Consider the following 19,607-nt stretch of genomic DNA (forward strand, 5'->3'; position numbering starts at 1 on the left):
AAATCGCCATGTTGCATGACCGCTCGTAACCCGGCCCGAGGGTTGGCTAACGCTTGGCTATTCTTCATGACACTACAGCGTTGCAAGTTGAACAGAGGATTGAATGATGAAGATGTTACTGATGGTCGAGTGCCCTAACGAACCCTTCAACACCCTTGTCAAAGCCGGGAAGGTGGGCGAGGTTATTGAACGCATCCTGACCAGCATCAAACCGGAGGCGGCGTACTTTACCGAGCAGGATGGCAAGCGTGGTGGGATTTTTGTGGTCGACGTGCAAGACCCCTCCGACATCCCCGCATTGGCGGAGCCCTTTTTTCTCAACTTCAACGCCAGCTGCAAGTTCCGTATTGTGATGAGCCCAGAGGATCTGCAAAAGGCCGGTCTGGAGACGCTCGGGCAAACGTGGGCGTGCTGAGAGGCCAGCCGCGTCTGATTAGTCAGTTCCGTACAGTCCAAAGCATGGTCTGAACCCTGATATGCGGATGACTGACCAAAGGTTCCCATTCATCGATGAAAGAGAAACCCTGCTTTAGATAGAAGTTCGAGGCTCTTGCATTGTCCGGGGAGACATCCAGGAAAACGCGATCATGCCCTTTGCCGATCGCGCGAGATTTCACCGCCTCAACAAGCTGAGCTGCCACACCAGAACCACGTGCAGCGGGTTCAGCCCACATGCCGATCAGGTTGTAGCGATTCGCTTGACTGACCCCGGCACCGATCATCCCCACCGGTTTATCGTCCTTGATGGCCAACCAGAATTCCGCTCCGGCCGCTGACGAGGCTCGCTCTTTCCACTGCTCGTCACTGTATTGAGCGGCCGTTTGGTAACTCACACCAAACGCTGTCGGCGTGTCCAACAGCGCAGCGAGACGGACTTGCTTCAAAAATATCCAGTCTTTGGCTTCCGTCAATCGAATGTCCATGATCTTCCCTGAAGATGGCGCGAAATGGCTGCTTTCGTAGTCTAGTTTTTTTTCTTGATTAGTTTAGCCAGGTAGTACTTTAGGCTTAAACGATCTTTGGGCCTTGGCTTGTAGTGGGTTTTATTTCTTTGTGCAGGATCGATCACCATGGTGCCTGCGGTGTAGTAATAAAGCGCTATAGACCTGCGCGTGATGTGCTCTGGCGTTGTTAAAGGCTCTGGATGCCCATGATTGCTGTCTTTGTCTGTGTTGAAAATGACACATCGATTGTAAATGGGCAGGACTTTTTTAAGGCAGGTCTTCATCCCGACATCCCAAAGTTCAAGGTTGCCGCCGTATTCCTCTCGCCAGTCTTCATTCAGATAAATGATGATATTCAGTCTGCGCTCAACATTAAGCTTTTTGTTGAGCCTGAAGTCCGAGTGTACCCCCAGGAAACCGCCACTTTTCGTTTCATGCAAGCCGCCACCAGCGAAGTAGGGGTCGGGTATCAAACCTTCGATGCCTGTGAGCTTTTCAAGAAACTGCAACATGGGGGCGGAGTTGAAGGCGTTGAAAACAGTCTTCAAATAGGGGGGGCATTCGTTGGGACTGATTTGACGTTTTAGTTGGCCTTTATAGCCGCGCTCATAGAGCATTTCGTTGTGGGTGGGTTCGGTTGGGAAGTGCGAGCAGATACTCGCAATCAGCTCTTCATCCAGGAAATTATCGATGACGATGTGCGGAAATGGCGTTGCCTGAATATAGCCACTGGCCAATGACGAACCCAAGGCGCTGGCGGCGTTCTGGTCGAAATCAAGCTCCGGGGAGAGGGTCATAGGTAGTGCTTGAGTGATGGGTGCCATTACCGCTCCAATAACTTGATATAAAGACGTTTTGGTGACTTCAAGCAGCGTCCAGCGCACTGCTCGTTGTGTCTCTTCGTCGCTTAACTTTGGCTGTCTTCTTTTTTCAGGCGCTTAAGGATGTCGTTGTACATTTTGGTTCGTCTATGAGTCTTTTCATAGCCGCCAGCCGCTGCGACAGTGCCAGACTGCATGTGATCCAGATAACTGAAGATTTTACGCGGTGATAACATTTCAACGACATAGCCAAGTTCGGTCATGCGGTCCTGGAGGGTGTAGCCAGGCACCCGATCATCCATCGAAAAATGCATGTTGTGCTGTTTGATAAGTTTGCAGTTCCACAATGTGCAGAAACTCTTCAAGTAGACTTCTCTGTACGGTTTTGGTTCTCTGGAGCGTAATCCCATGGAGATTTTCAGGTGCCTGAAATGGTGTTTGAATAGTCGTGAGCTAAAGCGCCAAAGCGTTCTCGTGGTACCGCGGTTTAATTGCTCAACACAACCGACGGCTACGACTTTTTGGTTTTTCAAGCATTTATTCAGCATCATCGGGAAAACATTTTTGTCGAAAACAAATGTATCGGTGTGCATTAGAAATAAATAATCAGTTTCAACTCGCTCCAAAACCAGGTCAAGTGCTTTGCCATGCGCGACATGCCCAGGTTCTGGTTCAGAAACAGAACGCTCGATTAAATTGATCCAGTCAAGCGTTCGTAAATACTCAGTGCTTTCATCGGCGGAATAGTTGTCAACGACCCATACTGGGATGTTGTGACTGGCCACATGCTGGTGCAATAAGTCTAAGCATATTTTGGTGATTTCTGGTGTTTTGTAATTGACTATAACTATGCTGAAAGTTTTAGAGTTATCAGCCAGAAAGTTAGTGTTATTCATCGTTCAGACGCCCAATGATATAGCATTTTGTTGTAGAAATAATTGAGCATGTATACAGCTTTCGCTAATTTGTCTGCACAAGATTTGCTTGACTATAAAAACACAATTTGTTAAGCCCGCTTTGTCAAATATAACCATAGCTTAGTCTGCCTGATGGAGAGCAGTATATGCGACTTCATCGTATAAGGATCTGCGCTGTAGGTAAACGTTTGTGACTTAATTTGTTACACGTTCCCCCGCTAGCTATCTCCCGTACACGCAGCCTGGCCAAGTACAGCCATTGCTGTAGTTACCGTGGCACTAACGGTTACTGCGCATTGAGCATCACTGATGAAACGTGCGGTCCAGTGCATCCAGGCGAACCGCGATGGGTGGCAAGCGCTGGCTGCTCAGGGCAAGGGTTTCGACATCGTCTGCGGTGTTTTGCGCGATGCCCTGCACAGACTGCAAGCGCCCGACCACTTCGCGGCCGCCAGCTGACTGTCTTCGACACAGCGCTCCACGCCTTGGGTGTCGATGGGAGAACATGGAACCCACATCGTCGATAGCGTCTAAATTACAGAGAGATGTCCCGTCACGCTGAAGGAACGACTCATGCTCAGATCTCGCTCATTGATTGCAGCTATTACATGCCTTGCGCTGGTTTCCGGTTCAGTGACTGCATTGGCCGATCCTGGTAATGGAAAGGGCCAGGGAAACGGCAAGGGGCATCCGCAAAACAGCCAGGATCATGGCAACCAGGGGGGCAAGGGCAAAAATTCCGGGGGTGGTGATTGGGATAATGGCCCAAGCATCAATCGCGGAAGCGTTCTTGGGATCGTTGGCGGGTATCGAGACTACTGGAGTCCCGGACCTGCATTGCCACCCGGCATTCAAAAGAACCTCGCGCGAGGTAAGCCGCTTCCCCCCGGGATTGCCAAAAAACTGGACGGCCGGTTGATCGGCAGGCTGCCTCATTATGATGGATATGAATGGCAGCAAGTTGGCACCGACTTGATATTGGTCGCGCTGGCAACCGGGCTCATCTACGAAGTGCTCAACGGTGCTTTTGATTAATGGGCATGATCCCTATGCCCATTTGAAGGTGGCAACCGGCGTAAACAGCGCTATTCGTCCACGCTGATACCCGATCCCCCTAATTCGTTGGGGACATCCTTCAGCTTGGGCACTCCATCTTTGATGCGCAGCACGGTCTCCTGATAGTGGACGTGAACGCCTGGCGAATACGCAAGATCCGGGATGACCGCGGCATACACATCGATCAGCCCCATCCCCGGGTGCTCAGTGAAGATGTGTCCACCGCACGTCTTGCACCACTTGCGGTAACTGCGCGGTGTCTTGTTGTAGGTGCCGATGTTGTCAGCACCCCGAGTCACTTGCACCGCCTCGGGTTTCCACAGCGTGAAGGCATTGACCGGCCCTGCTGACCAATGCCGACACGACTCGCAATGGCAATAGCCCATCGCGGCCGGCTCGCCACTGACGGTGAACTCGACTGCGCCGCAAAAACAACTGCCCTTGTAAGACCGTTCAATGCTCATGGCATGACTCCTTGATCAATTGCCAGGCGATACCGCCGGACCTCATTCGTCAATGTAGTGCACCGCAGTCGCCGGCGTGCGCCGCACCTGCAGTTCGAAAATGTCCGGGCGCGCGTAATGCCCGGTGACGTCGAGCGCCCGCCGCGCTGGCGCCACGAGTGCGACGTCGATGTCCGCATACAGAATGCCGGCCTCTCGGTGTAATGGACCGGCCACGATCCGGCCTTGAGGACTGACCACCACCGAGTCGCCGTCGTTGATCCATTCCTCCGGATCGGGAAACAGTTGCGCACGCGCCGGGAAGTCGTCGGGAATGTCACTGCCGCGCAGCGCGGTGCCACTGCCGAGCACCCAACAGCGGCCTTCAAGTGCAATGTGACGCATCGTGCTGATCCAGCCTTCGCCCGTGTCGTACGTGGGGGCGACGTAGATTTCCACCCCTTGGGCATACAGTGAATAGCGTGCCAACGGCATGTAGTTTTCCCAGCAGATGAGCGCACCGACGCGGCCGACGGGTGTATCGACCGTGCGCAAACCGGAGGCATCACCGAAGCCATGCACCATGCGCTCTGGATTGGTTGGCATCAGCTTGCGATGTCGGTTGAGCACGGCGCCGTTCGAGCCGATAACGACTACGCTGTTGTAGAGCGTGCCGCCACCCTTTTGCCGGTCGCATTCATTGACGCCGCACACGATCGTCACGGCGTGAGCCCTGGCGGCCTCACACAATTGGCTCAGGTCACCGTTCGCGATATCGACGGCGTTGGCCAGCAGTCGCGTGTGCAACTGGCCCATGACAGCCCCGTCCTTTCCCGCCGCCAGCCGCCAGATCCAGGAGGGGTAACCGGGAATGTACGATTCGGGCAAAACGATCAGCGAGGCTCCCGCTGCCGCAGCCTCAGCAACCGATTGCACGGCCCGGGCGATTGTCGCGCTGCGATCGAGCAGCACGGGCGGAAGCTGAATGATGGCTACCTTGGTCATGGCGTGCTCCTTTGGTATTTGGCTTTCGAGGTTTCAGCGTGCGCGTGGCGAAGTGGCGGGGCTAGTTCAGAATCTGAAGCGTTGTAATTGCGGAGCCAAGGCAATGGACGAAAGCTACGGTCAGTTCTGCACGGTCGCGCGCGGTGCTGAAGCCCTGTGCGAGCGCTGGACACCTTTGGTCGTGCGCGAGTTGCTGTGCGGCAGCAAGCGCTTCAATGAATTGCACCGCGGCGTGCCCCGGATGTCCACCAACCTGCTGGCACAACGTCTGCGCCATTTGGAAGAAATCGGCGTCGTGCACCGCACGGCCACCGGCAAAGTCTGGGAGTACAGCCTGACCGAGGCGGGCGAGGAATTGCGCCCCATCATCATGGCGCTAGGGCATTGGGGCGCGCGCTGGATCGGCAGTCGCCTTCGCGATGACGAACTCGACGCGGGCCTGCTGATGTGGGACGTGCGGCGGTTCGTGCGCGTCGAGACGTTCCCGTCCCGACCGGTGGTCATCCACTTCAAGTTCCACGACGCGCGACCCGGCGAGCAAGCGTGGTGGCTCGTGGTCGAACAGGGTGTGGCAGACCTGTGCCGCGACGACCCCGGTCGCGAACTGACGCTCGTCGTGGACTCCAGCGTGCGCGCGTTGACCGAGGTGTGGGCGGGCGACCGCACACCGCGGGAGGTTCTTCAGTCGCGAGAGCTGCGTGTAGATGGCGCGGTGAAGGATGCGGAAAGTTTGTGGCGCTGGCTTGGCACGAGTGCGTTCGCGGGTACCCGGAGCGCGGCACGCTAGCGCTGGCAGCATCCGTCGGTCGCAGGACGTGAACTGTCTGGGGCCTAAAGCGTCATAAGACTCGCGATATCAACCTACCCTACGGAAGCAATCATGCTTTTAAAGAATAAGAGTCTCATTGCTGTAATGTCCTGCGCCCTGATGCTTGCGGCCGCCCCATTACTCCCTGCTGACCTGTCCATCATGAACTCCGCCTATGCGAAAGACGGTGGTGGTGGTGGTGGTGGTGGTGGTGGTGGTGGTGGTGGTAATGGGGGCGGAAACGGAGGTGGTAATGGCGGTGGCCACGGCGGCGGTATAGGCGGCGGCCACAGCGGTTCAGGTCACGCCGGCAACTCTGACAGCAACGGCCACGGCAATGGACTGGCCAGCGATCACGCCGGCAAAGCTGTTCGCGACCATGGTGTAAGCGGAAACCACTACGGCAGTGAGCGCAATAGTGATCGCGGTCATGGTCAAGCGACTTCAGGCATCGCCCATTCCAAAGACACTCGCGGCGTGGCCCAAGCCAGAGCAATCTCGGCCACGACACCAGGCGATCACAACACGAAAGGGTTGAGCAAAGCCGGGACATCGGTATCGAAAAAATCGCACTGATCAGCCATAAGGGCTGATGGGAAAGTCCAACAGACTCAACTGCAAAGTCTGCCGCACGCTTGAGCTCAATTGGACTTCTTCGGTGGGTAGTTACCGCGCAAGCCCCCGGACTGGGTGCCTGTCTTACTGGGCAGGGCAGGCACTACCGGGCGAGATCTGGGTTGGGGGTTGGAGCGGCTCCCGGGTTGAGGTTGTTTGCTCATTGTTTGCCTCCTGACTTTTCAGGGTTTCGCGAAGGCCTCCTGATAAAGCTTAGCTGCTGGCTGCGATGGTCTGCATCGTTCAGCAGTGGGTGAAAAGGCTGCAAGCGACCAAACCCCGCAGCACGCAATCCTGAACAAAACGGGCGCCCGTCAAGGCGCCCGTTTTCGTTTGTTCCGCTGCTTGAGTCCGTAAACGTCGACCGATCACATCCTCTCTAGCGCAGCAGATGCACCGCCAAGCCGACGAGCGCGCAAGCCATCAGCACCTGAATGACGCCCCGCTTGAAGCGGAACAAGGCAATTGCCGCCAAAATGGCAATCAGTGCAGAGGGCCAGTCGAGGTTGCCGCTGAAGCCCTTCGGCCACAGCACGTGATAGCCGAAGAAACATGCCAGATTGAGGATCACTCCAACCACCGCCGCTGTGATTGCGGTAAGCGGTGCGGTGAACTTGAGTTCGTTGTGGGTCGATTCCACCAGGGGGCCACCGGCGAGGATGAACAGGAACGAGGGCAAGAAAGTGAACCATGTCACCAGGGTGGCCGCGACAGCCCCGGCCAGAAATACATGATCGGCGCCGAACACTTGTGAGACGTACGCTCCCACAAAGCCGACGAAGGCCACCACCATGATCAGCGGCCCTGGTGTGGTTTCCCCCAGTGCCAAACCGTCGATCATCTGGGTCGGGGTAAGCCAGCCATAGTGACCGACCGCACCTTGATAGACATACGGGAGGACTGCATAGGCCCCGCCAAAAGTCAGCAACGCGGCCTTGGTAAAGAACCAGCCCATCTGGGTCAAGGTACCTTCCCAGCCAAAAAGCGCGGTCAGGACTCCCATCGGCAACGCCCACAGCGCTGCGCCGATAAGGGCCAGCAGCGCCAGTTTCATCCAGCTGAACCGGGCATGTTCCGGGGACGGGGTGTCGTCATCGATCAAGGCTGGGCCGAAGGACTTTTTGGCAGCGCTATGGCCCCCGGTTCTGAACTTTTCAGGCGCCAGACGCCCTCCGGCATAGCCGATTAACGCTGCTCCCAATACGATCAGCGGGAAAGGAACATTGAACGCGAAGATCGCGGTAAATGAAGCTGCTGCTATCGCCCACAGCCAATTGTTCTTCAGCGCCCGAGTGCCGATCCTGTGTGCCGCCTGCACCACGATGGCCGTCACGGCAGGCTTGATCCCATAGAAGAGGCCGGCCACCACAGGCACTTCGCCGAACGCGATGTACATCCACGACAAAGCGATGAGGATGAACAGTGAGGGCAGCACGAACAACACTCCGGCGATCACTCCGCCCCAGGTTCGATGCATCAGCCAGCCGATGTAGGTTGCCAATTGCTGAGCCTCTGGCCCAGGCAGCAACATGCAATAGTTGAGCGCATGGAGAAAGCGTCGTTCGGAGATCCAGCGCCGACGTTCCACCAGCTCCTGGTGCATGATCGAAATCTGTCCTGCTGGCCCGCCGAAACTGATGAAGCCGAGCTTCAACCAGAACCAGAATGCCTCACGCAAGCTGATCGCCTCCGGCCTCGATAGATCCTCTTCAGGCGTTGATGCCAACACCTTACTCATTGGGTTGTTCCTCTTTCACAAACTCGGCGAGCAGGCCGTCGAAGATGGCGCTGGCAGCAGCCAGCAAGTGGTCGTCATGGGAAATGGTTTCGCGCAATCCCGCCAGCACGCGCTCGATGCCGGCAGCCTCCAAAGGCTGAATGCCGCCGATATCGAGGTAGTGCACCAAGGCCGCGATGCGGTTCAGGCCGGGCTCTTGAAGCTCAAAACTGGCTTGCAGGGTTTCGAAGGTCACGCGATTGCCGACATGACTGAAGGTCGCATCATCGAAGTCGAAACCCAGCGCGTCTGCCGGACAGTCATGTGGAGTATTCAGCCAGAGGATCCGAGCTTGAGGATCAATGAAGCGCCGAATCAACCAGGCGCAAGCCAGACGATCAACCCACGGACGCTTACGTGTTGCCCAGACACGACGTTGATAATCACCACGGTTGAGTGCCGTGATGGGCTCGTCGCGGCTATGGGGTTCATCCGCAGACAACGCCCTGCGGACAGCCGTCTCAAGCGCCTGCAAGGCTGAATCAGTCTGCTCCTTTGGCTTGCCTGGAAAATAATCGATGTGGGTGAGCTGATCGTAGTTTTTGCGCAGCTTGCGAATTTGCTTGGTGGTGGCCAATGCGTTGTCAGGATTGAGCTGCCCACGGCGCTCTTCAATCTCTGCGCGTAGCTTGCTGTAGTCATCGTTACGGTCGAACAACTCGACAAAGCGCTCACCCTCCGGATCGACCACGGGCAGGATGTAAACAGTGCCATTGATAGAAAGGATGTCGCGCTCGACAGACGCCAGAGCTTCACGGCAGACAGCGGTATCAGGCAACAGATAGGCACCATCGCGCAAAACTGCCGCACCTGAGGCTTTCAGAGCACGCCAGGCTCGCATGCGCTCGGTGGCATTCGCCGTGGGTAAGGCGAGAATCAGTGTCAGCCAGTTGTTCATGTAGAGAACGCTATTTATTTTGTAGTTCTTATTACGTTATCGGTGTTTTTGGCGTTTGGAAAGCCCGACCAGCGCTGCGCAAGAAGACTCAGGCCGGCTTTCGCACCTCTCGAATGAACTGAACGGGCTGGTGGGGCGCTTCAAGTCGTAGAGGCGGTCCGATGCGCTTGGCTATCGGTACAACAGAGGTGCCAGCAGTGCACACATGCCGCGCCAGTGCGAACCTTCCCAGTAAACCCGCTGGCAGGCGTCGCAGCGCAGGAAGTGCGAATAGAGGATGCCAACGCGTGGCGGCACCTGCGCCCGGGCCAGTTCCGGGCTGATCTCGTGCAGCGGCAGGTTGCAATGAAGGCACAGGCTGAATGGCCGCGCGCTACGCGCCAGGTCGAGGCGTTCGTACAATTCGCGCAGCTGCAGCGACGGTTTCAGGGCATGCACGTAACAGCCGTGGCTGATGATCCGTCGCTTGAGCAGTTCGCGGTCGCGGGTTAGCACGATGCGTCCTTGCTGCGCAGCGATCTCGGCGATCTCGGCATCCTCGAAGCCATTGTCGTAGAGGGTGTCGAAGCCGCTCATGCGCAGCAGGTTGGCCAGCCCGCCAAGGTGCGCATCAGCGACGAAGCGCAGCACCCGTAAAGGTTGCGCACGAACCTTGAGCAGCGGGCTGATGTCCAGCGCTTCGAACTTGGGATACACCGCCAGCCGGTCACCGTCGAAAATCACCCGCTCGAAGCCCACCGACTCGCCGTTGAGCAGCACCAACTCGACCTCCGTGTGCGGTATCCCGAGCGCCTCGATCATGTGCTTGACCGTCGCCGCTCGCGCGCACTCGCAAGTGAAGGACTGCCGCCGCCGTTCGGCCGGCAGGAAATCGTTGAGCTCCTCGTAGAAGCGGAAGGTTGCTCTGGTCATGTTGAACAGTATGGCAGGGCTGCAAGGATGAGCGAGTCTAGCCCGGACATCTTCTCCGGCGGCCCCCAAACTACGAAACGCCCGCTGAACGATTTAGCCGAAGCTGCATGAGATACACATCATCGGGCGTTGGGATCTACGAGAGCAAAATCAACTCAAAGCGCTGTTAGCACAGCGTCTTTTGGTAATAGAGTCGAGTCTGTCCTGGTGGGTAATCTGCCAAGCGTCCGAACTCGGAGTACCCAAGTTTTCGATAAAAACCTGGCGCCTGAAAGCTGAAGGTCTCTAGCCAAATGCCAATGCAGTTCTTCTTTTGCGCGATATCTTCGGCCATGCGCATTAACCGCTCCCCGATACCCTGGCCCCGCATCTGTTCAGGAACGCTGACAAGATCGATGAGTAGCCATCGATAGGAGATCTTCCCGTACAGCCCGCCAATGACTTCGTCCCTGTCAGGGGCTCGTAGCAGCAGAGCAAATGTTTCATGCGCGTCGTCTCCGCCGTTAGTCAGGTTATGGGCCAGCAGCGGGGTCAGAATGGCGAGGCGCTCTGCCTCCGTTACATTTTCTGATAGTTGGATTTGTGCAGGCATGGTGCTCTCCCTGAGCGTTTTGCAACCGGGTCAAAAGGGTATCCCATTCGCGTCATCCATGATGATTCAACCGGCCGATGTAACAGATTGGCTAGCTACTTTCTTGGAGAATCTCTTACCAAAAGCAATCCACCATTTTTCATAATAGAAGGTCGAGATATGCGCGGTGAGAAAAATGGCGGCGAACAACAAAGGGCGCTTCAAGTATTTTATGACGGTATCTCCGCTGCCCAGCCAAGTATTTATTAGCAGCGGATGAACAACGTAGAGAGCGTACGAGATGGTGGCAATATAAAATAGAGCGCGATTATTCAGAAGCTGGGCAACGGGTGTCCGGCTATTGAGTAATGTGCTCCCCACCATTGCTGCGGCAAGATAGGGGCGGAAGTAGTTCATGAAGCCCGCATCGGGATGACAGGACAAGACAAACAGGAGGCATAAAAATATTTGTGCGATCCCTGTTTGTGTCGGAAGTTTCGCAAGGATGTTACCCAGTCTATTGTTGTATATCAGTGCAAGTATGCATCCGGAAAGTATTTCATCAATGCGGTAATAAGTATTGATTGCGACATGGACGTCGTTCATGACCCGGTACATCGTGACGGCGATGCAGAGACAAGGGATTAGCAGTATCCACTTGTTTCTCATCAAAACTACCAGCAAAGCGATGGCGAAATAAAACTGGACCTCCATGCACAAACTCCATAGGTGGCCATTTACACTGCCAAGCCACATGGGCGGCCAGTTGGCAACGAACAGAAAGTTTGCGATGTAGAAATCCGGAGTGCTGTTCATGACCGGTAAAGCAATGAGCATGTACAACCAGGCGAGCGGCACAACCCGAAAGATTCTGCGGATTAAAAAATCAACGACGCTGCTGTTGTTGAGCAGAAAGTTTGTTATCAGGAAACCCGATAGCGTAAAAAATATAGCCATTCCCATAACGCCTGCGGCGGCATTGAATTGCCAAGGCTTTGGGCCAAGTGGTAGCAGGTGGCACGCCAAGACAAGCAAGATGCTTATGCCGCGCCATCCATCAAGTACGCTGAATCGAGAGCCCGCTACGGAATCACTATTCATATTTGCATCCCGCTCTTGGGTCGATAGAGGGCATTCTATAAAGGCAGCGCTGCGACTGAAAACTGTCTGAATTCATATAAAAACCCAGTAGTTACAGCGGTAAAAAATTCAAGAAATCTGACCATTTAAGCCTGTAGTCTAGGACACCTTTTGCACTTTACACTTCACGCCATGAAAAAATTCCAGGCGCGAGGAGTTCGCTAAATGACTGGGTTTTTGGCGTTGTTTGTTTGACGTTGCTTGATAGCGTGGCGCTAAGTGAATCGCCCACGGTCGCTCCATAAGCCGGTGCGTCGCCATAAGATGAAAAAGCGTTCCGTCGCGGTAGCGCGTTATCCAGATTGCGCGTAAGTCAGCGCCGGTTCATTCCGGCGTTGTGGTCAGGAGGTGGGATCGGCGTGGTAGACGATTCCTCCTCCCGGAGTCCATGGCGATGATCAGGCTTGCGCCGCGCTCATCCCGCCAGTGGCCATGGATTTTTTGCGCACCGCTTGATAGAGCAGGCTGGACACCATGAAGCCCACTATGGCCAGTATGCTCATCAGGCTGAAGACATAGTTGTAACCCTGTTGACCGGGGAAGTGGTCGAGGATCGCGCCATAGATCACGTAGGCAAACATGCCGGGTGCATAGCCGATCAGGCAACCGATGCCGAAGGCCGAGCCGGTGATGTGCTGGGGAATGCCGACCTCACCCATGGGCGCCCAGAACACGCCGCGCATGGAGAACACGATCAGGGCGAAGGACAGGGTGGCGGCCATGCCCGCATAGATGAAGCCCGGGCTTTTCGGAATCAGCATGATCACGCCCATCAGCGGCAGCAGCGCCAGGAATGCCCACTTCAGGTAGCGGCTGGTGCTCTTGAACTGCTTGTCGGCGATGAAACCGCCGGCAGGACCGCCGAGGATCTTCAGGAAGTATTGGTTGATGATGCCGTAGGCACCCACCAGAGCCACGGGCAACCCGTACATTTCCTTGAGGTAGGGAATGAAGTAGGTCAGGCCGCAGTAGACGATGTAGACCATGAACACGTTGAGGCTGACCAGCCAGATGCCCGGTACCTTGATCGCCTCCATCAGGTTCGCCAGACCGTTCTTCGGCTTGGCCACCGACTGCGCGCTGCCGCTCTTGAGCAGGAACCAGGTCAGGGTGCCGGCCAGAATATCGATGACCGAGTAAAACAGGATCGCCGACTTCAGGCCGGTTTCGCCCGAACCCATGGCGACGAACACGCCCAGGGCGGAAAAGGCCACCAGTGTATCCACCACGCCACGCCCGCCTTCGAGCAGGCCGAACAACCGGCCTTGCTCCTGATCGTCACCCAGGTTGCGGATGGCTTTGAGCAGCGATGGCCAGAACAGGCAGTCGGCACAAATCGCCAACAGACTGAACACGATCAGCAAATTGCTGAAGGGCGGAAAGGTCGCCAGGTACAACCCCAGGCCACCGGTGCCGATCAGGCCGAGAGGAATCAGTTTGCGCGTGTCGTAGCGATCGGCGAGCAGGCCACCCACCACAAACAGCGCGGTGGCGATGATCGCGTTGGCACTGAGCAGCATGCCGATTTCAGTGTGGCTCAAGCCCATGAATTCCTGCATGGGTACATAGAAGGCGTCCTTGAGGTTCGCCAGCTTGTAGATGGTGCCGCCACCGAGGATGAGGATCAGGAATCTGAGCCATTTGGCCTTGTTTTGAGTTGTCATTATTGTTCTCCGGGCGTAGTCGGGTCGTCAGGTTCAGGCGTTGGAAGGGCTGGCCAGGGTCAGTTCAGCCAAGGTGCGCATTTCGGCCAGCAGGCTACGGACATAGGCGACCTGGTTGTTCGCCCAGCGGTGTTCGTCGGCCAGCATTCGCTCAAGGGAGTAGCCGTTCGGCAGCGGCGTTTCGCTCATCTCCCGGTAGGCAATGAAGGGATCGGCCGCCTCAGTGCTCTGGCGGAAGGCCGGGGCCACGTAGTGGTTTTCCTGCTCGAGGATGAACGCGATCACCTGCGGGGTTGCTTCGCCCAGCATCAACAGCTCGAACAGCATGCGGGCGCTGGGCAGATCATCCTCGTCGCTGCCCTGCAAAACGCCGTAATGGCCGAAGCCGTTTTGCTCGGGGACGATGCGCACACCCTTGAGGTGAGTCTGGCGGATGTGCGGCGCCAGGTTGCGCAGGGCCTGCAGGGGCTGTTCGCAGGCATTGATCATGTTGCCGAAGTCAAACAGAGCATGCAGGCGAGGGTGGTTGAGTCGGTTGAGCAGTTGCGCGATTTCGCCGCTTTTGAGTTCTTCATGCTGCTCGAAGTCAAAGTACAGATCGTGTGCGTCGGCCTGTTGTGCGAGGTAGTGCAGGTCGGTCTCGATCACGTCCATGACCCGCGAAAGCTTGCCCTCGTAACGTGAGTAAACACGGATGTTGCGCACCCCCAGGGCCCTGGCGATGGCGATCACCTGGTCGACATCCTTTTTCAGCGTGCTGCTGATTTCCAGGTGCACATCCAGCCCCAGCGCTTTGGCCTTGGCGGCAAACGCCTGGAGCTGCGCGGGTGACATTTGGCTCAGGCTGTTTTCCTCGCCGTCGAGCAAGTGCAGGCTCAGGCCTTGCAGCTCGTGGCGATAGGCGAAGTCCAGCATGTCGGCAGGGATGACACGACCGTGGGTGAGGTTGGTCAGTAGCGGGTAGGCGTGGGCAAACAGGCGCAATTGCCCGAGACGTTCAAGCAGCCGCCGGGCCAGGGCGTCCGTCAGCACGGGAACAGCCCCGTGTTCGACCACTTTATGGCTCAGCAAGGCGTTGAATCGTTCCTGGATCTTATTGTTCATTAGAGTCGTTCCTGGTTCAGACACCGGGTCTACCGGCGCAGCCTTTATCGCGCCAGTCAGGAACTCTCGATAGATCCATTATCAGTTAATTGATAAGACCACTTGCCTCGCATCAAGTGGTCGGCGGCAGATAACCCAATATGCGCAAGGCCTGGGCCAGCGCTTCGACACGTTCCCGGGCCTGGTTTTCAGGCGTGCCGGCAAAGCCGATCAACAGAGCTGGCGGCAGGGCAAGTTTGATGCGGTAGTCGCTCAAGGCGTAGGTGTGGATGTTGTGCTGGGCCAGTTGCCGGGCGATGTCAGTGTCACTGAGTTCAGGGGGCAGCCAGGCGATCAGGTGCATGCCGGCATCCGTCGGAGTGATCCTGAAAAAGCTGCCAATCTGCTTTTCAATCTGTTCGATCAATGCCTCTTGGCGCGCCTTGTACAGCGCACGCATGCGGCGGATGTGCCCCAGAAAGTGGCCTTCGATCATGAAGTCTGCCGTTGTCGCCTGAAGCAGGGTAGGCGGACTGCGATCCATGACCGCGCGCAGGGTGCAAAAGGGTTCGACCAGGGCCTGCGGCAGAATCACGTAACCCAGTCTCAGTGACGGAAAGAGCACTTTGCTGAACGTGCCGACGTAGATCACCCGGGCCATCTGGTCCATGGCATACAGCGCCGGGAGGAGTCGGCCACTGTAGCGAAACTCACTGTCGCAATCGTCCTCGATGATCCAGCTCTGATGCTGCGCAGCCCAGTCGATGAGTGCCTGGCGCCGCGCATAACTCAGGGTGACACCCAAAGGATGCTGGCGCGAAGGCGTACAAAACACCAGGCGGGCATCAGGGCACTCGGTCAGGCCTTGCTGGACATCGATCCCCTGTTCATCGATACGCAACGGAATCACCTGAGCCCCCTGGGCCTGCAACGCAATGCGCGCGGCGATGTGCCCCGGGTCCTCCATCCAGACGCTGTCCTGAGGATTGAGCAGCAGCATGCCCAGCAGGTTGAACGCTTGCTGCGCGCCGGAAACGATCACCACTTGCCCGGCACTGCAGTCGATGCCACGAGCATCGAAGACGTATTCGGCAATCGCTGTGCGAAACGCCTGCAAGCCTTGCAACTCGCCATAACCCAGAATGGCCTTGGTTGGCTTGAGCAAATGACGGTTCATCAGGCGCCGCCAGATCGCCTGCGGGAATGCGTCATAGCTGCTGTGGCTGGGCAGGAAGGAGGTCGGGGTCGCGGGGTCCCAGTCGGCATAGGACACCCCGCGAAAATGATCGCTGCGCAGCGACAGCATCGACTGGCTCAAGTCGGAGAGGCGCGGTGGCTGGCGCGGTTGCTCGTCCTCGATACCCCGGCTTTCCCACTCAGTGCCGACATACGTACCGGCGCCAGTGCGCGAGGCCAGGAAACCTTCGGCAATCAGCTGATCGAAAGCATTGAGAATGGTGATCCGCGATAACCCCAACTCGTTGCTCAAGGTCCGGGTCGACGGCAGGCGCACGCCCCCCTGGATTCTGCCGTTGAGTATCTGTTTGCGAATCTGCAGATACAGTTGGCGGTACAGGGGAATGGCACTGGCACGGTCCAACTCGATAGCCGACAGCAGCAAACCTGCGGGGGATTTCATGACATGCTCGTCTGGGCGAAATGGGATTTGACCGGGAAACCGTCAGGCGACGGGGAGGTAAGGGTATCGAGCGATACCCGATAAGTCATCCGTCTGGCGTTGATGTCCGGCGCAATACGAAACCAGGGGGCAATACAAAGCGACTGCCAGCTTACGGCTGTGTCAGATACACCGGTAGCCTGATCGAGAGCTACGCTAATGCCTGGTGAGGCCCGGTCCATCCCAATCAGCAGTGGCGCACGAACATGGTTTTCTCTTTACTGATGGCGTTGGTATTAGCGTTCCTGATTGGCTGGGTTTCGCAGCGCATGGGTATGTGCCTTGTCAAAGCGAGCGAACAATTGCTGGCGGGGCGCCCGACGTTGTTTGTCGCACTGACATCGTGTGGATTGTTCGGGTTGATGCTGGCCCCGCTCTATCGTTTCTCCGAGGTCAGCCTGCCGCTGTACTCGCCTGGTATTTCCTATCCTTTACTGGTTTCGGGCGGCTTGTTGTTCGGGGTGGCATCGGTGCTGAACAACGGTTGCAGCGTAGGCACGCTGACCAAGTTTGCCTGTGGCAATTTCAATAAACTGTTCACAATGATCGGCTGGGTCCTGGGGATCGTGCTCTGGTATTACATGCGCATGATGCCCGAACAGAAGACCATTCTGATGCCGGAAATTTCCAGCCGCCATTACTGGCTGTTGATCGGTGTAGTGGCACTGGTGCTGATATTTTTGGTCGGCATACAGGGTAATAAACACCTGGTTCTCTCCAGTATGCTGCTGGGTGCGTTGACGAGTGCGCTCTATACGTTCGAGCCGTTATGGACACCTAGTGTGTTCTTTTACAATGTTTCGCAGATGTTCTGGCAAGCCGATATGGCAATCAGCGCCCGGCGTATTGCGGTGTTTGTTATGTTGCTGGCAGGCATGTTGAGTTTTACCCTGTACAGGAAAACGTTCTGTTTCGAGGCCTTTACCCCATCAAAGGCTGGCGTTCATTTGTTGGCGGGTATTTTGATGGGGATTGGGGCTTCGATGATGCTCGGCGGTAACGACTCGCAAATACTGTTGGTGTTTCCAACACTGAGCGTTGCTTCAAGCATTCCACTGGTGTCGATTGCCACAGGCATTCTGGTGTCATTGTGGTGCAAAAAACGCGGTACGAGTTGAACAGGCGGTTCCAGAGCGAGCATTTCGTGGGAAGGGGCTGGTTTGATTTCGTCTGGCTGAACATTTGCAAAGTGTCGATTGGAGCTGGTCGCTGAGAGCCGCTTTCGACTCAATAATATAGGCGGTGACGACAGACAGAAATCGGCCAGTTTCAGCCATTGCTGACCGGCAGCTAGGGGGCGATTTCAGCCCCTCGCGACGGGCAAACATCGGCCAATAGTTGCCTGTAGCGAAGGGCTGTTTCCGACCCGATGCGGTCATCGAGATTGTGGCTAGTGATCCTGAATTTCATACCAAGGTGCCTTGGACGTTACTTCGACATGCGTATGCTTGTCAGAAGTAAATGGACACCGTCAACCCAACATTCAGGCTTTAAGATATTCAACGATTTGGTCAATGTTGCTGATATGCGGTGCTGTGCAAATCAAATCGCTGGAGAGACACCATGGATAATTGAGACTCTGTAGCCAATTTATCACCGATTCCAAGTCCTGTGCTACGCAGGCCTGCATGTGTTCGATCGTGATGCAGAGGTGCGTTGCAAGCCCTGATGTTGGCAGAAACCGCCAGTGATATTCCCCGCAACCTACACGCAGTTCGCCAGTTGCCTTAACTGACATCCCTACCAACCATTTGCACGTATGTGTGGTGGTCCCTGCATTGGGTGGTTCGCCGAGGCAGAACGTATAGACGTTCTCGTAACATTGGCCAAAGCGGCGCACCAGTATGTCCGCGATACCTGTCCGGCCGCTGACATGGGGAGGGAATGAAATAGTGCCTGTACGCACAACCATTTCAAGGGTTGCGTCGGAAGTGAAGCATTGCCGTAGAAGGTCTGGTCGGTTTCCGTCCTTGGCAAGGATGTATTTCTCAACCGAGCGAGCAGAGGTTGGCATTTTGGATACGTCCTGAAAGTCGATGATGTTAAGTTTTGTAATGGTCTAATGAAACCGGATACCCATTTAGGCGAGAATGCTCGCCAGATCGAGGTGTCCGGTTTCATTAGACCACTACAGATCGGCAAGGAAAATATTCTGCCAAATCGGTGTGCCTCGACCCTTTAAAGCGGCCGGTTGAGCACCAGTAAACGTGCCGCCAGAGCTGTCATTACCGCAGCGAAGCCATAAGCACCAAGGCGTTTAGATATCATGCCTTTGCTGAGGCGTCCATGCAGCCGTCCGGCGCAAAATCCGAGCAGGGAATGGAAGATCAATGCGATCAGCGCAAGCAACAAACCTAAGAACATCAATTGCAAGGTGACGCTGCTGGCACCTACGGTGACGAATTGCGGCAGGAATACCATGAAGAACAACAGCGCCTTGGGATTTAACAGGCTGTTGAGCGTGGCTCGGGCAAAGATCTTCCGAAAGGAAGCCTGTGTAGCTTGAGTATCAGTATCCGCAGGAGGAGTCTTCAATGCCTGCCAGGCCAGCCACATCAGATAACAAGCCCCGGCCCACCGTAGCAAGTCAAACGCCGGCGCCCAACTCATCACCAGCGCACCGAGACCTGCGCTAACCATGACGGTCATCAGCACATCGGCCAGGGTTATTCCTAGTGCTGCGGCGAGGCCGGCGCGCCAGCCGTGGGTGACTGCATGGCTGCTGACGATAGCCATGTTAGGGCCAGGCACGATCAGCAACATCAAGGCGGCAACAATGAATAGGTAGAGGTTAGTGGCGTCCGGCATAGAGCAATACTTCCTTGTGTGAGGAGTAATGCTAACCGGTAGTAGTTAGGCAGAAGCAGATACAGTGGGGATGGATTTGGCCGCAACAGTCTGGTGTGGAGAGGCAAAATAATCCGTTCGACAGCATGGTGAAACAAGTTCGAGCGGCTGCTATTGGCCGATTCTGTTGAAAAAGTCGACCATGGTTTCCACGGCAGAAAAGTACGCGCTTGAGATTGAAATCTTTTCTATGAGCAGAGGGTTCCAGGCTCAGATTTCGCGTAGCTGCGCGCAAAAAAGGCGTTTTCAGCAACCAGAATGCGGGCAGTCTGGAAGGACCGACTTTTTCAACACAATCGGCCGTTATCTGCCCTTTACGAAGGGCAGCTTCACGCCCTGAGGAAGTCAGTCAACCTAAATCAAGACTCTTGAGGAGCGGTGACCCACGCTTCCTCAAAGCATTCAAATAGGTGGTTTCATCGTAAGGC

21 protein-coding genes are annotated in these 19,607 nt (G+C 56.0%); 6 read left to right on the forward strand and 15 right to left on the reverse strand.

Annotation, left to right across the window (positions count from 1 at the left end; translation table 11 throughout):
- The first annotated feature begins 106 nt into the window (after positions 1-106).
- The gene (locus tag ASC74_RS21310; protein WP_056743851.1) at positions 107-415 is read left to right on the forward strand and encodes a hypothetical protein; all 309 of its coding nucleotides are present in this window, start codon (positions 107-109) and stop codon (positions 413-415) included.
- 22 nt (positions 416-437) lie between these two features.
- Here the strand turns inward: ASC74_RS21310 and ASC74_RS21315 are convergent, their stop codons facing one another.
- The 3 genes from ASC74_RS21315 to ASC74_RS21325 form a co-directional block, all read right to left on the reverse strand.
- Entirely contained in the window at positions 438-923 is a 486-nt protein-coding gene (locus ASC74_RS21315; RefSeq protein WP_177338872.1) for a GNAT family N-acetyltransferase, read from the reverse strand.
- 41 nt (positions 924-964) lie between these two features.
- A complete protein-coding gene (locus ASC74_RS21320; RefSeq protein WP_046046719.1) occupies positions 965-1,768 on the reverse strand; it encodes a 2OG-Fe(II) oxygenase in 804 nt (267 codons plus the stop codon).
- A gap of 83 nt (positions 1,769-1,851) precedes the next feature.
- Positions 1,852-2,661, reverse strand: coding sequence for a glycosyltransferase (locus ASC74_RS21325; RefSeq protein ID WP_056743820.1), 810 nt, complete (start codon positions 2,659-2,661; stop codon positions 1,852-1,854).
- A gap of 330 nt (positions 2,662-2,991) precedes the next feature.
- Here ASC74_RS21325 and ASC74_RS31780 point away from each other — a divergent pair, with 330 nt between their 5' ends.
- Entirely contained in the window at positions 2,992-3,141 is a 150-nt protein-coding gene (locus ASC74_RS31780; protein ID WP_162247451.1) for a hypothetical protein, read from the forward strand.
- Positions 3,142-3,255: 114 nt separating this feature from the next.
- Entirely contained in the window at positions 3,256-3,717 is a 462-nt protein-coding gene (locus ASC74_RS21330) for an anti-virulence regulator CigR family protein (RefSeq protein ID WP_056743822.1), read from the forward strand.
- Positions 3,718-3,767: 50 nt separating this feature from the next.
- On the opposite strand, the gene ASC74_RS21335 is transcribed toward ASC74_RS21330, so the two are convergent.
- Both ASC74_RS21335 and ASC74_RS21340 read right to left on the reverse strand, forming a co-directional pair.
- Entirely contained in the window at positions 3,768-4,202 is a 435-nt protein-coding gene (locus ASC74_RS21335) for a GFA family protein (protein ID WP_056743824.1), read from the reverse strand.
- 42 nt (positions 4,203-4,244) lie between these two features.
- Entirely contained in the window at positions 4,245-5,186 is a 942-nt protein-coding gene (locus ASC74_RS21340; RefSeq protein WP_056743826.1) for a carbon-nitrogen hydrolase family protein, read from the reverse strand.
- Positions 5,187-5,289: 103 nt separating this feature from the next.
- Here ASC74_RS21340 and ASC74_RS21345 point away from each other — a divergent pair, with 103 nt between their 5' ends.
- Positions 5,290-5,973, forward strand: coding sequence for a winged helix-turn-helix transcriptional regulator (locus ASC74_RS21345; RefSeq protein ID WP_056743828.1), 684 nt, complete (start codon positions 5,290-5,292; stop codon positions 5,971-5,973).
- 93 nt (positions 5,974-6,066) lie between these two features.
- The gene (locus tag ASC74_RS31880; protein ID WP_082555862.1) at positions 6,067-6,570 is read left to right on the forward strand and encodes a hypothetical protein; all 504 of its coding nucleotides are present in this window, start codon (positions 6,067-6,069) and stop codon (positions 6,568-6,570) included.
- Positions 6,571-6,988: 418 nt separating this feature from the next.
- On the opposite strand, the gene chrA is transcribed toward ASC74_RS31880, so the two are convergent.
- From chrA to pdxR, 8 genes are all read right to left on the reverse strand, one after another.
- Entirely contained in the window at positions 6,989-8,347 is a 1,359-nt protein-coding gene (chrA, locus tag ASC74_RS21350) for a chromate efflux transporter (protein ID WP_056743830.1), read from the reverse strand.
- Entirely contained in the window at positions 8,340-9,284 is a 945-nt protein-coding gene (locus ASC74_RS21355; RefSeq protein ID WP_056743832.1) for a chromate resistance protein ChrB domain-containing protein, read from the reverse strand. Before ASC74_RS21355 ends, chrA begins: the two co-directional genes overlap by 8 nt.
- A 171-nt stretch (positions 9,285-9,455) precedes the next feature.
- A complete protein-coding gene (locus ASC74_RS21360; protein WP_056743834.1) occupies positions 9,456-10,196 on the reverse strand; it encodes a Mut7-C RNAse domain-containing protein in 741 nt (246 codons plus the stop codon).
- A 166-nt stretch (positions 10,197-10,362) separates the two neighbouring features.
- Positions 10,363-10,788: a GNAT family N-acetyltransferase gene (locus ASC74_RS21365; protein WP_056743836.1), complete on the reverse strand. Its 426-nt coding sequence runs from the start codon at positions 10,786-10,788 to the stop codon at positions 10,363-10,365.
- A gap of 66 nt (positions 10,789-10,854) precedes the next feature.
- Complete coding sequence (locus tag ASC74_RS21370) at positions 10,855-11,868, reverse strand: acyltransferase family protein (protein ID WP_056743838.1); 1,014 nt, start codon at positions 11,866-11,868, stop codon at positions 10,855-10,857.
- 437 nt (positions 11,869-12,305) lie between these two features.
- The gene (locus tag ASC74_RS21375) at positions 12,306-13,571 is read right to left on the reverse strand and encodes an MFS transporter (RefSeq protein ID WP_056743840.1); all 1,266 of its coding nucleotides are present in this window, start codon (positions 13,569-13,571) and stop codon (positions 12,306-12,308) included.
- A 33-nt stretch (positions 13,572-13,604) separates the two neighbouring features.
- A complete protein-coding gene (locus ASC74_RS21380; RefSeq protein ID WP_056743842.1) occupies positions 13,605-14,675 on the reverse strand; it encodes a sugar phosphate isomerase/epimerase family protein in 1,071 nt (356 codons plus the stop codon).
- A 112-nt stretch (positions 14,676-14,787) separates the two neighbouring features.
- On the reverse strand, positions 14,788-16,293 hold the full coding sequence (gene pdxR / locus ASC74_RS21385; protein ID WP_056743843.1) for a MocR-like pyridoxine biosynthesis transcription factor PdxR: 1,506 nt from the start codon (positions 16,291-16,293) through the stop codon (positions 14,788-14,790).
- Positions 16,294-16,538: 245 nt separating this feature from the next.
- Here pdxR and ASC74_RS21390 point away from each other — a divergent pair, with 245 nt between their 5' ends.
- Complete coding sequence (locus ASC74_RS21390) at positions 16,539-17,450, forward strand: YeeE/YedE thiosulfate transporter family protein (RefSeq protein WP_056743845.1); 912 nt, start codon at positions 16,539-16,541, stop codon at positions 17,448-17,450.
- Between the two features lie 365 nt (positions 17,451-17,815).
- Here the strand turns inward: ASC74_RS21390 and ASC74_RS31260 are convergent, their stop codons facing one another.
- A complete protein-coding gene (locus tag ASC74_RS31260; RefSeq protein WP_082555863.1) occupies positions 17,816-18,346 on the reverse strand; it encodes a nuclear transport factor 2 family protein in 531 nt (176 codons plus the stop codon).
- Between the two features lie 164 nt (positions 18,347-18,510).
- Positions 18,511-19,140, reverse strand: a complete 630-nt coding sequence (locus ASC74_RS21395; protein ID WP_046046699.1) for a LysE family translocator — start codon at positions 19,138-19,140, stop codon at positions 18,511-18,513.
- Positions 19,141-19,607: the final 467 nt, after the last annotated feature.

This window comes from Pseudomonas sp. Root329 (genome assembly GCF_001424925.1).
Lineage (GTDB): Bacteria > Pseudomonadota > Gammaproteobacteria > Pseudomonadales > Pseudomonadaceae > Aquipseudomonas > Aquipseudomonas arabinosi.

Excerpts from the sequence above, each read along its gene's own strand:
- ASC74_RS21310 (WP_056743851.1), top strand. The coding sequence starts at position 107 with ATGAAGATGTTACTGATGGTCGAGTGCCCTAACGAACCCTTCAACACC.
- ASC74_RS21315 (WP_177338872.1), bottom strand. The coding sequence starts at position 923 with ATGGACATTCGATTGACGGAAGCCAAAGACTGGATATTTTTGAAGCAA.
- ASC74_RS21320 (WP_046046719.1), bottom strand. The coding sequence starts at position 1,768 with ATGGCACCCATCACTCAAGCACTACCTATGACCCTCTCCCCGGAGCTT.
- ASC74_RS21325 (WP_056743820.1), bottom strand. The coding sequence starts at position 2,661 with ATGAATAACACTAACTTTCTGGCTGATAACTCTAAAACTTTCAGCATA.
- ASC74_RS31780 (WP_162247451.1), top strand. The coding sequence starts at position 2,992 with ATGAAACGTGCGGTCCAGTGCATCCAGGCGAACCGCGATGGGTGGCAA.
- ASC74_RS21330 (WP_056743822.1), top strand. The coding sequence starts at position 3,256 with ATGCTCAGATCTCGCTCATTGATTGCAGCTATTACATGCCTTGCGCTG.
- ASC74_RS21335 (WP_056743824.1), bottom strand. The coding sequence starts at position 4,202 with ATGAGCATTGAACGGTCTTACAAGGGCAGTTGTTTTTGCGGCGCAGTC.
- ASC74_RS21340 (WP_056743826.1), bottom strand. The coding sequence starts at position 5,186 with ATGACCAAGGTAGCCATCATTCAGCTTCCGCCCGTGCTGCTCGATCGC.
- ASC74_RS21345 (WP_056743828.1), top strand. The coding sequence starts at position 5,290 with ATGGACGAAAGCTACGGTCAGTTCTGCACGGTCGCGCGCGGTGCTGAA.
- ASC74_RS31880 (WP_082555862.1), top strand. The coding sequence starts at position 6,067 with ATGCTTTTAAAGAATAAGAGTCTCATTGCTGTAATGTCCTGCGCCCTG.
- chrA (WP_056743830.1), bottom strand. The coding sequence starts at position 8,347 with ATGAGTAAGGTGTTGGCATCAACGCCTGAAGAGGATCTATCGAGGCCG.
- ASC74_RS21355 (WP_056743832.1), bottom strand. The coding sequence starts at position 9,284 with ATGAACAACTGGCTGACACTGATTCTCGCCTTACCCACGGCGAATGCC.
- ASC74_RS21360 (WP_056743834.1), bottom strand. The coding sequence starts at position 10,196 with ATGACCAGAGCAACCTTCCGCTTCTACGAGGAGCTCAACGATTTCCTG.
- ASC74_RS21365 (WP_056743836.1), bottom strand. The coding sequence starts at position 10,788 with ATGCCTGCACAAATCCAACTATCAGAAAATGTAACGGAGGCAGAGCGC.
- ASC74_RS21370 (WP_056743838.1), bottom strand. The coding sequence starts at position 11,868 with ATGAATAGTGATTCCGTAGCGGGCTCTCGATTCAGCGTACTTGATGGA.
- ASC74_RS21375 (WP_056743840.1), bottom strand. The coding sequence starts at position 13,571 with ATGACAACTCAAAACAAGGCCAAATGGCTCAGATTCCTGATCCTCATC.
- ASC74_RS21380 (WP_056743842.1), bottom strand. The coding sequence starts at position 14,675 with ATGAACAATAAGATCCAGGAACGATTCAACGCCTTGCTGAGCCATAAA.
- pdxR (WP_056743843.1), bottom strand. The coding sequence starts at position 16,293 with ATGAAATCCCCCGCAGGTTTGCTGCTGTCGGCTATCGAGTTGGACCGT.
- ASC74_RS21390 (WP_056743845.1), top strand. The coding sequence starts at position 16,539 with ATGGTTTTCTCTTTACTGATGGCGTTGGTATTAGCGTTCCTGATTGGC.
- ASC74_RS31260 (WP_082555863.1), bottom strand. The coding sequence starts at position 18,346 with ATGCCAACCTCTGCTCGCTCGGTTGAGAAATACATCCTTGCCAAGGAC.
- ASC74_RS21395 (WP_046046699.1), bottom strand. The coding sequence starts at position 19,140 with ATGCCGGACGCCACTAACCTCTACCTATTCATTGTTGCCGCCTTGATG.